Origin of the sequence: Enterobacter cloacae complex sp. I1M (assembly GCF_014982425.1) — a bacterium.
GTDB classification, from domain to species: Bacteria; Pseudomonadota; Gammaproteobacteria; order Enterobacterales; family Enterobacteriaceae; genus Enterobacter; species Enterobacter intestinihominis.
The window spans coordinates 150,672-164,534 of sequence record NZ_JADCLG010000029.1 but is presented as its reverse complement, the minus strand read 5'-3'; the positions used below and the strand labels follow the sequence as shown (position 1 = coordinate 164,534).

The 13,863-nt window shown below is 56.7% G+C and carries 11 protein-coding genes; all 11 read right to left on the bottom strand.

What is annotated here, in order from left to right; genetic code table 11:
- Positions 1–17: 17 nt before the first annotated feature.
- Genes ftsA through ftsI form a run of 11 tightly spaced genes read right to left on the bottom strand, consistent with a single transcriptional unit; the run spans position 18 to position 13,858 of the window.
- Positions 18–1,274, bottom strand: a complete 1,257-nt coding sequence (gene ftsA / locus INF86_RS17805) for a cell division protein FtsA (protein WP_003856340.1) — start codon at positions 1,272–1,274, stop codon at positions 18–20.
- Positions 1,271–2,113, bottom strand: coding sequence for a cell division protein FtsQ (ftsQ, locus tag INF86_RS17800; RefSeq protein ID WP_003856342.1), 843 nt, complete (start codon positions 2,111–2,113; stop codon positions 1,271–1,273). Before ftsQ ends, ftsA begins: the two co-directional genes overlap by 4 nt.
- Position 2,114: 1 nt before the next feature.
- Positions 2,115–3,035, bottom strand: coding sequence for a D-alanine--D-alanine ligase (locus tag INF86_RS17795; RefSeq protein WP_154051881.1), 921 nt, complete (start codon positions 3,033–3,035; stop codon positions 2,115–2,117).
- Positions 3,028–4,503, bottom strand: coding sequence for a UDP-N-acetylmuramate--L-alanine ligase (gene murC / locus INF86_RS17790; protein WP_023299323.1), 1,476 nt, complete (start codon positions 4,501–4,503; stop codon positions 3,028–3,030). Before murC ends, INF86_RS17795 begins: the two co-directional genes overlap by 8 nt.
- Before the next feature lie 59 nt (positions 4,504–4,562).
- On the bottom strand, positions 4,563–5,627 hold the full coding sequence (gene murG / locus INF86_RS17785) for an undecaprenyldiphospho-muramoylpentapeptide beta-N-acetylglucosaminyltransferase (RefSeq protein ID WP_023299322.1): 1,065 nt from the start codon (positions 5,625–5,627) through the stop codon (positions 4,563–4,565).
- Positions 5,624–6,868, bottom strand: coding sequence for a cell division protein FtsW (ftsW, locus tag INF86_RS17780; protein ID WP_022647044.1), 1,245 nt, complete (start codon positions 6,866–6,868; stop codon positions 5,624–5,626). The genes murG and ftsW overlap by 4 nt, the downstream gene beginning before the upstream one ends.
- Positions 6,868–8,184 carry a UDP-N-acetylmuramoyl-L-alanine--D-glutamate ligase gene (gene murD, locus INF86_RS17775; RefSeq protein WP_193543769.1) on the bottom strand — a complete coding sequence of 439 codons (1,317 nt, stop codon included), beginning with the start codon at positions 8,182–8,184 and terminating at the stop codon, positions 6,868–6,870. The genes ftsW and murD overlap by 1 nt, the downstream gene beginning before the upstream one ends.
- 2 nt (positions 8,185–8,186) lie before the next feature.
- A complete protein-coding gene (gene mraY / locus INF86_RS17770; protein WP_003856353.1) occupies positions 8,187–9,269 on the bottom strand; it encodes a phospho-N-acetylmuramoyl-pentapeptide-transferase in 1,083 nt (360 codons plus the stop codon).
- A complete protein-coding gene (murF, locus tag INF86_RS17765) occupies positions 9,263–10,621 on the bottom strand; it encodes a UDP-N-acetylmuramoyl-tripeptide--D-alanyl-D-alanine ligase (protein ID WP_193543768.1) in 1,359 nt (452 codons plus the stop codon). The genes mraY and murF overlap by 7 nt, the downstream gene beginning before the upstream one ends.
- Positions 10,618–12,105 carry a UDP-N-acetylmuramoyl-L-alanyl-D-glutamate--2,6-diaminopimelate ligase gene (gene murE, locus INF86_RS17760; RefSeq protein WP_193543767.1) on the bottom strand — a complete coding sequence of 496 codons (1,488 nt, stop codon included), beginning with the start codon at positions 12,103–12,105 and terminating at the stop codon, positions 10,618–10,620. The genes murF and murE overlap by 4 nt, the downstream gene beginning before the upstream one ends.
- Entirely contained in the window at positions 12,092–13,858 is a 1,767-nt protein-coding gene (ftsI, locus tag INF86_RS17755; protein WP_022647040.1) for a peptidoglycan glycosyltransferase FtsI, read from the bottom strand. The genes murE and ftsI overlap by 14 nt, the downstream gene beginning before the upstream one ends.
- Positions 13,859–13,863: the final 5 nt, after the last annotated feature.

The following is a 13,863-nucleotide window of genomic DNA, read 5'->3' as shown; positions in this document are numbered from 1 at the left end:
TCCGGTCTCTTAAAAAATTAAAATTCTTTTCGCAACCAGGTGTTAAGTCGTTTGACCCACGACCCCACCGAGACGCGTTTTTCCACCTCTGCCTCACCACTTAAATGGGATTCTTTCCCGTAGTGCAGCAGGCCCACCGCCGTTGAATAGTACGGCTCCTGAGCATAATCCGTTAAACCGGTGATATTCAGCGGCGCACCAATACGCACCTGCGTATGGAACACGCGCTGAGCGCAGGCCGCAAGACCTTCAATTTGCGCTGCCCCGCCGGTTAATACAATCCCCGCTGCGAGATGATGTTTCACACCCTGCTGGCGAAGCTGTTCCTGTAACTGCAAAATCTCTTCGTTGACCAGGTTGAGCAGCTCGGTATAACGCGGCTCAATTACCTCAGCCAGCGTCTGGCGTTGCAAACTGCGCGGCGGTCGACCGCCTACGCTCGGTACTTCAACGCTCTCGTCTTTGCCGACGATAGAGCCCAGCGCGCAACCGTGGCGCACTTTAATCGCCTCTGCATCGCTCGGTGGCGTACCAAAGGCGTAAGCGATATCGCTGGTCACCACATTCCCGGCGTACGGGATCACTTTGGTGTGGCGCAACGCACCGCCGGTATAGACAGCCATGTCCATTGTACCACCACCAATATCGACCACACAGACGCCCAGTTCACGTTCGTCTTCGGTCAGCACGGAATAGCTCGCGGCAAGTCCGGCGAAAATTAGTTGGTCAACTTTCAGGCCACAACGTTCAACGGCTTTTACAATGTTCTTCGCCATATCGTTGTGACATGTGATCAGGTGCACTTTTGCCTGCATACGTACGCCCGACAGACCGACCGGATTCTTGATACCTTCCTGGTAGTCGATCGCGTATTCTTGCGGGATCACATGCAGCACACGGTGCTCGTCGCGAACACGCACGGATTTCGCCGTGTGGACAACGTTCTCAACGTCTTCCTGCGTCACTTCTTCTTCAGAAATCGGCACCATACCGATTTCATTCTGGCAACTGATGTGCTTACCAGAAAGGGCCAGATAGACAGAGGAAATCTGGCAATCTGCCATCAATTCAGCCTGGTCGATGGCGCGCTGAACGCATTTCACCACCGACTCAAGGTCGTTTACCCCACCTTTATCCATACCACGGGAAGGGCAACTGCCCACGCCAATGATATTGACCATACCGTCGGGCAGAACTTCCCCTACCAAAGCGGCAACCTTCGCGGTGCCAATCTCCAGTCCTACTACCAATTTTCTGTCCGTCGACTTGATCATTGTTGTTCTGCCTGTACCTGTGCCTGATTTTGTTGCTGATTAGGTTCCTCGACCGGAGCCGGCTCCCAACCGACTGCTGCGCCTGAGTCATAGCGCAAATCAACGTAGCTTATCCGTTTGCCATCCGTCTGCGCCTGCTGCTGTAAAACCGGGTAAAGTTCTACAAAACGCGCCAGACGTTTCATTGTGTCGCCGCGGCCAAGATTGAGCTTAATGCCATTCGTTAAGGTCAGCTGCCAGGAACGGCGCGCCGTCATCGCAGCATCTTTTAACGTAAAGCGATCCTTAGCCAGCACCTGCCCCATCTCACGAAAACCCTGCAATACTTCGTTTTCGCTGCCTTCCGGGCCATACAACATCGGTAAATTCTGCTTGTTGACACGATCGCTCGGGACGCTGAACGAATTTCCGTCTACGTCAACCATATGCTGATCATTCCAACGCGCAATCGGCACATATTCAACCAGATGAATCTTCAATTCATCAGGCCATTGCTTTCTGACACTCGCCTGTTTTATCCACGGCAGACGTTCAATCTGGCTCTGGATAATGTTGACGTCCTGCGTCATAAAGGTGCCAGGCGACCCCAGCGCCAGAATTGACTGGCGAATGTCATCGTTACGCGTGTAGTGACGCTCTCCGGTCACTACCAGCTTCGACAGCGGCAACCGCTGTGCGTCTTCCATCCAGCCCAGCACCATCCAGCCGCTGATAAACACGGTGCACAGCACCCCGAGCAGGAAGATAATCCCTGCAAGACGCGTTCCATTACTCCGGCGCGAAGAAGAATATTCTTCTTCGTCATCGCGGTTGCGCGTGTTCAACGCAGCCTGAGACATATCAGCCCGCCTGGTCCAGAATACGTACGACTAATTGCGAGAAGCTCATTCCCGCCTGACGCGCCGCCATCGGCACAAGGCTATGGCTGGTCATACCCGGAGACGTGTTTGCTTCCAGCAGATAAAATTGCCCGTCACCGTCAAGCATCACATCAATTCGTCCCCAGCCTCGGCATCCCAAAACATTCCAGGCTTTAAGCACCAGAGACTGTAATTCCGCTTCACGTTGTGCTTCAAGACCAGCTGGGCAGAAATATTGCGTCTCATCAGAGAGATACTTCGCCTCATAATCATAGAAGACTCCGGCGGGTTGGATGCGAATTGACGGTAAAATTTCTTCACAAAGCATCGCGACGGTAAATTCCGGCCCGCTAAGCCATTTTTCAATCAGAACTTCTTCATCATGTTGAAATGCCAGAGCTAAAGCGTCAGCCAAATCTACAGCTTTATCAACTTTGGACATTCCCACGCTCGACCCTTCACGGCTAGGCTTCACAATAACCGGTAAGCCCAGTGCCGCAATGCGTGTATTAACGCTGTCCGACAAGCCCAATTCAAATTCACGGCGCGTCAGTGCAACCCATGGCGCAACGGGCAGACCCGCCCCCTGCCACAGCAGTTTGCTGCGCAGTTTATCCATGGAGATAGCGGATGCCATCACGCCACTGCCGGTGTACGGCATACCGATCAGCTCCAGCAGCCCCTGCAACGTGCCGTCTTCACCGCCGCGGCCATGCAACGCGATAAAGGCTTTATCGAAGCCCATCGCTTTCAGCTGCGTAACGTCCACCTCTTTCGGATCAACCGGATGCGCGTCCACGCCACCTTCACGCAGGCCCGCCAGCACGGCAGCGCCCGAATTCAGAGAAACCTCGCGTTCGGCGGAAGTGCCGCCAAACAGGACAGCAATCTTATCAGCCATGACGCTCGTCCTCCTGAGTTTGCGGCTTCAGTTTGATTTCAGCTAAGGTACGGGCGATTTTGCCGATATTTCCCGCACCCTGAATCAGGATCAGATCGTTACCCGTCAGGACCGGGGCAAGCATTTCAGCTACCTGCGCCGGGTCGGGGACCAGGATAGGGTCCACTTTACCGCGTCCGCGGATGGTACGACATAAAGACCGACTGTCCGCGCCCGGAATCGGCGCTTCGCCCGCGGCATAAACATCCAGCATCAGCAGGGTATCGACCTGCGAAAGGACGTTGGCAAAATCGTCATATAGATCGCGGGTACGTGTGTAACGGTGCGGCTGGAAGATCATGACCAGATTCTTTTCCGGCCAACCCGCGCGTGCCGCTTTGATGGTTGCGTCAACCTCCGTCGGATGGTGACCATAGTCGTCGACCAGCATCGCAGAACCGGGCTTACCGTTTACCGGCTCCAGTGGGAACTCACCCAGGAAGTCGAAGCGACGGCCCGTTCCCTGGAAGCTTTCCAGCGCGCGCAGGATCGCCTCATCATCAATGCCTTCTTCCGTTGCAACAGCCACCGCCGCCGCCGCATTCAGGGCATTGTGACGTCCCGGCGCGTTCAGGGTGACATGCAGGAGCTCTTTATCCTGGCGTGCCAGGGTGAAATGTCCCTGCGCACCAATCTGCTTATAATCTTCCACGCGTACATCAGCGTCTTCGCTGAAGCCGTAGGTGGTAATTTGACGCCCGACGCGCGGCAGCAGCTCGCGGATCACCGGGTCGTCCACGCACATCACCGCACGGCCATAGAACGGCAGGTTGTGCAGGAAGTTAATAAAGGTCTGCTTTAAGTTCTCGAAGTCGCCCTGGTAGGTATCCATATGGTCAGCTTCGATATTGGTGACGATAGCCACCATCGGCTGCAAATGCAGGAACGACGCGTCGCTTTCATCCGCTTCCGCAATCAGATAACGGCTGTGGCCCAGACGCGCATGCACGCCAGCGGCTTTCACCAGACCACCGTTAACGAACGTTGGGTCGAGACCCGCTTCCGCATAAATGCTGGATACCATCGCTGTTGTTGTGGTTTTACCGTGCGTACCGGCCACCGCAATGCCGTGACGGAAACGCATCAGTTCCGCCAGCATTTCCGCGCGACGGATCACCGGAATGCGCGCCTCATGCGCCGCAACGATTTCCGGGTTATCCGCGGAGATCGCGCTGGACACTACAACCACGCTCGCATCGCTCACATTTTCCGGGCGATGATTGAAATAGATAGTCGCCCCCAGCGACGCCAGCTGCTGCGTAACAGGGTTTGGCGCCAGGTCAGACCCGCTGATCTGATAGCCTTCGTTAGCTAACACTTCGGCAATACCGCCCATGCCAGCACCACCGATGCCGACAAAGTGAATGTGCCGGACGCGACGCATCTCGGGCACGATAGAACGCAGTTTTGCCAGTTGTTGTGTATTCATTCTCTAAACGCCATCGACTACTTCAAAAAAATCGTGCAGCGCAACACGCGCTGCGAGAATTATGCCTGGGCTGCCAGGCTCACTTCTTTTGCCACCCGTTCCGTTGCATCCGGGATAGCGGTCGCGCGTGCGCGTTGCGCCATCTCCAGTAATACATCCCGGTTCCAGCCCGCCAGGGTAGTGGCGACCGCATCAGCGGTAAATTGTGGCTGCTCAAAAATCTTCGCTGCACCCGCTTTCTCAAGCGGCAGCGCATTCCAGTACTGCTGTCGGTCTTTGTGCTGGAACGGCACAAACAGCGCCGGCAAACCGGCGGCGGCGATTTCGCTCACCGTCAGCGCGCCCGAGCGACAGACCACGACATCGGCCCAGGCATAGGCTGCGGCCATATCATCAATAAATTCAGTCACTTTATGCTGCGGCTGACCTTCCTGCGCGTAAGCCTGCTCAACGCTCTGCTGAGCGCCCTTCCCGCTCTGGTGCCAGATGGTCACCGCATCACCCAGTTTTGCCGCAACCTGTGGCATCGTCTGGTTTAAAATACGTGCGCCCTGTGAACCGCCGACAACCAGCACGCGCACCGGCCCTTCGCGACCCGCCAGACGCGTATCTGGCAGCGGCAGCGCCAGCACGTCCACACGCACCGGATTCCCTACGACATCCGCTTTCGGGAATGCCCCGGGGAAGGCCTGCATAACTTTGGTGGCGATTTTTGCCAGCCATTTGTTGGTCAACCCGGCAATACCGTTCTGCTCATGCAGAACAACAGGGATGCCCAGTGACCACGCCGCCAGTCCTCCCGGACCGGAAACGTAGCCGCCCATGCCCAGAACGACGTCAGGCTTAAAGCGCTTCATAATGTCGCGCGCCTGACGCCAGGCATTGAAAATGCGCACCGGCGCCAGCAGCAGCGCCTTGATCCCTTTGCCACGAAGGCCAGAAATACGAATAAAGTCGATCTCGATACCGTGTTTAGGTACAAGGTCGGCTTCCATGCGGTCTGCGGTTCCCAGCCAGCGTACCTGCCAGCCCTGTTCCATTAAATGGTGCGCAACCGCCAGTCCCGGGAACACGTGTCCGCCGGTCCCGCCTGCCATCACCATTAACCGCTTCGGTTGATTCATCGTGAACCTCGTGTAAACGCCTGAGCTTTCTCCAGACGCGTTTCATAATCTATGCGTAACAAAAACATGATGGCCGTCGACATGATCAACAGACTCGAACCACCATAACTGATCAACGGCAACGTCAGACCTTTGGTCGGCAGCATACCCGCTGCGGCCCCAACGTTTACCAGTGCCTGGAAGCTAAACCAGATACCAATTGAGCAGGCCAGGAAACCGGAGAAGCGGTGATCGATCTCCAGCGCTTTACGGCCAATCGACATGGCGCGGAAAGCGACGAAGAATACCATTAATAGCGCCAATACCACACCGATATAACCCAGTTCTTCCCCAATAATGGAGAAGATAAAGTCGGTATGCGCCTCCGGTAAATACTCCAGTTTTTGCACCGAGTTGCCCAGGCCTTGGCCCCAAACTTCGCCGCGGCCAAACGCCATCAGCGACTGTGTCAGCTGATAACCGCTGCCGAACGGATCTTCCCATGGGTTCCAGAACGAGGTCACACGGCGGATACGGTATGGTTCGGCGAGGATCAGCAGCACCACCGCCGAAATCCCCATCCCGATGATGGCAATGAACTGCCACAGTTTTGCTCCCGCCAGGAACAGCATCGCCAGCGTAGTGACAAACAGTACGACTACCGTACCGAGGTCGGGCTGCGCCAGCAGCAGGATCGCAAGCACCAGAATCACGCCCATCGGTTTTAAGAAGCCGCGCAGGTTGTTACGAACTTCGTCGACTTTACGCACCAGGTAGTTTGCCAGGTAGCAGAACAACGAAAGCTTGGTGAACTCTGCAGGCTGAATACGCAGCGGACCAAAGGCGATCCAGCGTGATGCCCCGTTAACGGAGCTCCCGACGACCAGAACGATCAACAGCATGATGATTGAGGCGATAAGCATGGCCGTACTGTGCCGCTGCCAGAACGACATCGGCAGGCGTAAGGTGATCATCGCCAGGCAGAACGCGAGAATGATGTACAGCCCGTCACGCTTGGCAAACAGGAACGGATCGTTTGCCAGACGCTGTCCGACAGGCATCGACGCCGAGGTGACCATAATAAAGCCGGTCGCTGCCAGCCCCAGCGTGAGCCAGAACAGCGTGCGGTCGTACATAATCAGGCTGTCGGAATCTTTATCCCGTGAAGCCATCACCCAGCCTTTCAGCGCCGTAAACAGCCATACCAGGATACCAAACCCTGGCAGACGCGGCATTTTCAGGCGAGGGAGAGATAAACGCATCAGCCTAACTCCTTCGCCAGGCGGGTAAAGACATCGCCCCGCTGTTCGAAATTCTTAAATTGATCGAGGCTGGCACAGGCTGGCGAGAGCAGCACCATATCGCCGGGCTTCACGCGGGGGGCGATAAGGCGCATCGCCTGTTCCATGGTCTCGGTTTGTTCGGCGACCTCAGGACGCAACGCCGCAAGCTCGCTGCCATCGCGGCCAAAGCAATAAAGGCGCACGTTATCACCGTTGAGGTACTGCTTCAGCGAGGAGAAATCGGCTGATTTACCGTCGCCGCCCAGCAGCAGATGCAGTGTGCCTTCAACGTGCAGACCGTTCAATGCCGCCTCGGTGCTACCCACATTGGTCGCTTTGGAATCGTTAATCCAGCGTACGCCGTTGTGTTCCTGCGCCAGCTGAAAACGGTGAGCCAGGCCGGTAAAGGTGGTCAGCGCCTTCAGGCTTGAAGATCGCGGCAGGCCAACGGCATCCGCTAGCGCCAGCGCCGCCAGCGCGTTGGTGTAGTTATGCTGGCCGGAGAGCATCATCTCTTTCACGTTCAGCACCTTCTCACCTTTCACCCGCAGCCAGGTATCGCCCTGCTGGCGGTTAAGGTGATAGTCACCCATGTTAATACCGAAGCTAATGCAGCGATCGTCTGCGCCACGCACCGGCATGGTGAGTGCATCATCGGCATTCACCACGCAGACTTTGGCATTTTCATAGACACGCAGCTTGGCCGCGCGGTACTGCTGCAAGCCGAACGGGTATCTGTCCATATGATCTTCGGTGACATTAAGGATCGTCGCTGCCGCCGCATGCAGGCTTGAAGTGGTTTCCAGCTGGAAGCTGGAAAGCTCAAGTACAAACAGCTCACACCCTTTATCGAGCAGCATCAACGCGGGTAGGCCAATGTTACCGCCCACGCCGACATTTTTGCCCGCCGCTTTCGCCATCTCACCCACCAGGGTGGTGACGGTGCTTTTACCGTTTGAACCGGTAATGGCAACGATCGGGGCCTGCGCCTCCCGGCAGAACAGTTCGATATCGCCAACAATCTCAACGCCTGCATCCGCCGCGGCACTCAGCGAAGGATGCGCCAGCGCCATGCCCGGGCTGGCAACAATCAGATCGGCGACCAGCAGCCACTCATCATTCAGACCACCCAGGTGGCGTTCAACCTGCTCCGGCAGCTTGTCCAGACCCGGCGGAGAGACGCGCGTATCCATCACGCGCGGCGTCACGCCACGCGCAAGGAAAAAGTCCACGCAGGAGAGGCCGGTGAGGCCCAACCCGATGATAACGACTTTTTTGCCCTGGTAATCTGCCATGATTAACGTACCTTCAGCGTTGCCAGGCCAATCAGCACCAGCATCAGCGAAATAATCCAGAAGCGCACAATGACGCGCGGCTCCGGCCAGCCTTTCAGTTCATAGTGGTGGTGAATCGGTGCCATACGGAAGATGCGCTGGCCGCGCAGCTTGAAGGAACCGACCTGCAAAATCACCGACAGGGTCTCAACCACAAACACACCGCCCATAATCACCAGCAGGAACTCCTGACGCAGCAGCACGGCGATAATGCCCAGCGCGCCGCCCAGTGCCAGTGAACCGACGTCGCCCATAAAGACCTGCGCCGGATAGGTGTTGAACCACAGGAAGCCCAGCCCCGCGCCGACAATCGCCGTACAGACGATCACCAGCTCACCAGCGTGTCGCAGGTACGGGATGTGCAGGTAGTTTGCAAAGTTCATGTTACCGGTCGCCCACGCCACCAGCGCGAAACCGCCCGCGACAAACACGGTTGGCATGATGGCCAGGCCGTCCAGACCATCGGTCAGGTTGACGGCGTTGCCGGTGCCGACGATCACAAAGTAAGCCAGCAGAATGTAGAACAGCCCCAGCTGCGGCATCACGTCTTTGAAGAACGGCACCACCAGCTCGGTGGCCGGGGTGTCTTTTCCTGCCAGGTAAAGCGCGAAGGCCACACCCAGCGCAATTACCGACATCCAGAAATACTTCCAGCGGGCGATCAAACCTTTGGTGTCTTTGCGCACGACTTTGCGGTAGTCATCAACAAAACCGATGATCCCGTAGCCAACCAGAACGGTCAGCACGCACCAGACGTAGGGGTTAGACGGATAAGCCCACAGCAGAACGGACACCACAATCGCGGTCAGGATCATGATCCCGCCCATGGTCGGCGTACCGCGCTTGCTGAAGTGTGATTCCGGACCATCGTTGCGTACAACCTGGCCGAAAGAGAGTTTTTGCAGACGGGCAATCATGCGCGGGCCCATCCACAACGAGATGAACAGCGCAGTCAGCAGGCTGACGATGGCGCGAAACGTCAGATAGGAAAAGACGTTAAAGCCTGAATAATATTTGACCAAATGTTCGGCCAGCCAAACTAACATGTCCCGTTCTCCTGTAATGCGTGCACAACCTCTTCCATGGCGGCACTACGTGAACCTTTAACTAAAACAGTCACAATCTGTTTTTCTGTAATCAATGCCTTCAGGCGTTCGATCAGTGCAGATTTATCGGCAAAATGTTCGCCAACTTCACTGGCATCGGAAATGGCCTTGCTCAGCGTGCCTGCGCTCAGTACGCGGTCAAGCCCGGCAGCTTTCGCCGCTTCGCCAACCTGTACGTGGCAGGCTTCGCTTTCATCACCCAGCTCGGCCATATCGCCCACAACCATCACGCGATAGCCCGGCATCTCAGACAAGACCTGCACGGCCGCCGTCATGGAGCCGACATTAGCGTTGTAGGAGTCATCCAGCAGGAGTTTGTTTTCAGCCAGCTGGATCGGGAACAGACGCCCCGGCACGGCTTTTAAATTTGCCAGACCTGCTTTGATCGCAGCGTGTGAGGCCCCTACCGCCATTGAGAGCGCTGCCGCAGCAAGCGCATTGGCGATGTTATGACGACCCGGCAGAGGCAGCAGCACGTCGATGTCGCCCGTTGGGGTCGTGAGGGTGAACTCGGTGCCGTGTGACGTCACATGAATGTTGGTCGCCGAAAAATCACTGTTTGCCGCATTCGGGGAGAAGCGCCAGGTTTTGCGTGAACCAATGATGCTCTGCCAGTTCAGCCAGTCATTGTTATCGGCATTCATAATGGCGATGCCGTCATCCGGCAGGCCGGTATAAATTTCACCTTTCGCTTTCGCCACACCGGCCAGCGAACCAAAACCTTCAAGATGTGCCGCCGCCAGGTTATTCACCAGCGCCGCTTCCGGACGCGTCAGGCTCACGGTCCAGGCGATTTCGCCTTGATGGTTAGCCCCTAACTCAATCACCGCATATTCATGCTCGTGGGTCAGGCGCAGCAGCGTCATCGGTACACCGACGTCATTATTAAGGTTGCCCGCCGTATAAAGCGTGTTTCCGCACTGGCTAAGGATCGCCGCCGTCATCTCTTTAACGGAGGTTTTGCCCGACGAGCCCGTCAGCGCCACGACGCGTGTTGGCACCTGCTGGCGAACCCATGCCGCCAGCTCACCAAAGGCCAGGCGCGTATCTTTCACCACAATCTGCGGCAAATCGATATCGAGCTTACGGTTGACCAGCAGCGCACCCGCGCCGTTATCTTTAGCCTGTTGCGCAAAATCGTGGGCGTCAAAACGTTCACCCTTCAGCGCCACAAACAGGCAGCCCGCCGTCACCTTACGGGTGTCGGTGGTCACAGCCTCAATGGTCAGATCCTGACCATGCAGCATCCCCTGCAATACCGCAGCGGCCTGGCTTAACGTAATGCTAATCATGCCACCACTCCCAGCAGACGCGCTGCCGTCACGCGGTCTGAGTAATCCAGACGACGATTGCCGACGATCTGATAATCTTCATGACCTTTACCGGCCAGCAGAACCACATCGTTCTCCTGCGCCTGCATAATGGCGTTAGTCACGGCCTCCGCACGGCCTTCGACCACGCGCGCACGACCCGCATCCAGCATGCCCGCCAGAATGTCGTTGATAATGGCCCTCGGCTCTTCGGTACGCGGGTTGTCATCGGTCACCACGGGAATATCCGCGAACTGCTCAGCGATGGCGCCCATCAGCGGACGTTTGCCCTTGTCGCGATCGCCACCGCAGCCAAACACGCACCAGAGCTTGCCAGCGCAGTGCAGACGCGCCGCTTCCAGCGCTTTTTCCAGCGCATCCGGCGTGTGGGCGTAATCCACGACCACCGTCGGCTTGCCCGGCGCACTGAACACTTCCATGCGGCCACAGACCGGTTGCAAACGCTCAGCCGTTTTCAGCAGATCCGCCATCGGGTAATCCAGCGCCAGCAGCGTCGCCAGCGCCAGCAGCAGGTTACTGACGTTGAAAGCCCCCATCAGGCGGCTTTCAATTTCACCTTCGCCCCAGGTGGAAGCAAAGCGGATCGTCGCCCCGCTATCGTGGTAGTTCACTTCGACTGCCTTCAGCCAGCGGCCACGACAGTTCGGATTAATGCGATCTTCCATCGACACCGCCACCGCATCTGGCAGTTTTTCCAGCCAGCGGCGACCGACTTCGTCGTCGGCGTTAATGATCGCCTGCCCGTGGTGGTGAGTGGAATAAAGCAGCCATTTCGCCGCTTCGTAGTGCTCCATATCACCATGATAATCAAGGTGATCGCGGCTCAGGTTTGTAAAGACAGAGGCGGCAAATTTCAGTGCCGCCACGCGATGTTGTACCAGACCATGGGAGGAGACCTCCATCGCCGCGAAGGTCGCCCCCTGCTCTGCAAGGCCTGCCAGCACACGCTGCACGTCAACCGCCGAGCCTGTCGTGTTTTCCGTCGGGCTTACTTTGCCCAGAATACCGTTCCCCACCGTGCCCATGACGGCACCGGTTTCACCCAGCAGCTGAGCCCACTGCGCCATCAACTGAGTGGTGGTGGTTTTTCCGTTGGTTCCTGTCACGCCAACCAGCTTTAACTGGTCGGAAGGTTCGTCGTAAAAACGTCCTGCCAGCGCGGAGAGACGCTCATTCAGCTGGCTGAGATAGATGACCGGCACGCCGTGCATTTCACGGATCTCACCGTCTGTTGCCTCATCTTTGGCCTCAGCAATAATGGCAGCAACACCTTGCGCAATCGCCTGCGGGATATAACGACGCCCGTCCGCCTGATGACCTACCACTGCCACAAAAAGATCGCCAGAAGCCGCTACGCGGCTGTCCAGTACCATCTCTCGCAGTGCTCGCGCAGGTAGCATAGGCACCCACGGAGCAAGAAGGTCGCGCAAATTACGATCTGCCACCTGTTCCCTCGCCTTGATTAATTACAAATTCACTTTTTTCGCCCGTCGCCAGCGCATCCGGTTCAATGTTCATGGTGCGCAACACGCCGCCCATAATAGCCCCGAACACAGGCGCGGAGACGGCGCCGCCGTAGTATTTACCCGCCTGCGGATCGTTGATGACGACCACCAGCGCAAAACGCGGATTGCTTGCAGGCGCTACGCCTGCGGTATAGGCAATGTATTTGTTGATATAGCGGCCGTCCGGCCCCACTTTTTTCGCTGTACCGGTTTTGATGGCGATACGATAGCCCTTAATCGCAGCCTTCACGCCACCACCACCGGGCAGCGCGACGCTTTCCATCATATGTACGACGGTACGAACGATAGATTCCGGGAAAACACGTTCCCCCGGAACCGGTGGATCAACTTTGGTGATCGACAGCGGGCGATAAATGCCATAGCTGCCAATCGTTGCGTAGACTCGCGCTAACTGTAAGGGAGTTACCATTAGCCCGTAGCCGAAAGAGAAGGTGGCCCTCTCTATGTCAGACCACCGTTGTTTTTGAGGATATAAGCCACTGCGTTCTCCGACCAACCCCAAATTGGTCGCCTTTCCCAGCCCAAAACGTGAGTAAGTATCTACTAACGCTGAGGACGGCATCGCTAACGCCAGTTTTGACACACCGACGTTACTCGACTTCTGTAAGACCCCGGTCAGGGTCAGTTCGCTGTAACGTGCCACGTCTTTTATTTCGTGGCCGTTAATTCGATAAGGGATCGTATTCAGAACGGTATTTTCGTTGACGATGCCCCGCTGTAGAGCCGTCATCACCACCATAGGTTTTACGGTTGAACCGGGTTCAAACACATCGGTGATGGAGCGGTTACGCATCGCATCTTTTGCTGTACCGGCAAAATTATTCGGGTTGTATGAGGGACTACTGGCCATCGCCAGCACTTCACCTGTCGCCACATCCACCAGCACGGCACTGCCCGATTCCGCCTTGTTAAACGCGACGGCGTTGTTCAGCTCACGATAGACCAGCGCCTGCAAGCGCTCATCAATACTGAGGGCCAGGTTGTGCGCGGCCTGGCTGTCTGTCGAGGAAATATCTTCAATGACGCGACCATAGCGGTCTTTACGCACGATTCGCTCGCCAGGCTGGCCGGTAAGCCACTTGTCGAAGCTTTTTTCAACGCCTTCAATCCCCTGGCTATCCACGTTGGTGAAGCCAATCAGGTGCGCGGTGACTTCGCCGGAAGGATAATAACGGCGGGATTCTTCCCGCAGATGAATGCCGGGCAGCTTGAGTTTTTTAATGTAGTCAGCCATATCAGGGTTCACCTGACGGGCAAGATAGATGAAGCGCCCTTTCGGGTTGGCGTTAACGCGTGACGCCAGCTGATCCAGCGGCATTTTCAACGCGTCTGAGAGCGCCTTCCAGCGGTTATCAAGGGTGATCCCGCCTGCGTCATGCAGCTCTTTAGGATCGGCCCAGATCGCCTTCACCGGTACGCTCACCGCCAGCGGGCGGCCGGAGCGGTCGGTGATCATCCCACGAGAGGTAGAAACTTCCTGCACGCGCAGAGAACGCATATCCCCCTGACGCACCAGCATGTCAGGCGCGATGATTTGTAGCCACGCCACGCGTCCCAGCAGGAAACCCAGCGCCAGTAAAATGCAGCCGCAAAGCAACGCAAAACGCCAACTGATAAAGTTGGCCTGTTCTTCCTGGCGTTTTGGTTTAAGCGTTTTTGCCGCTGCTTTCATGCGTC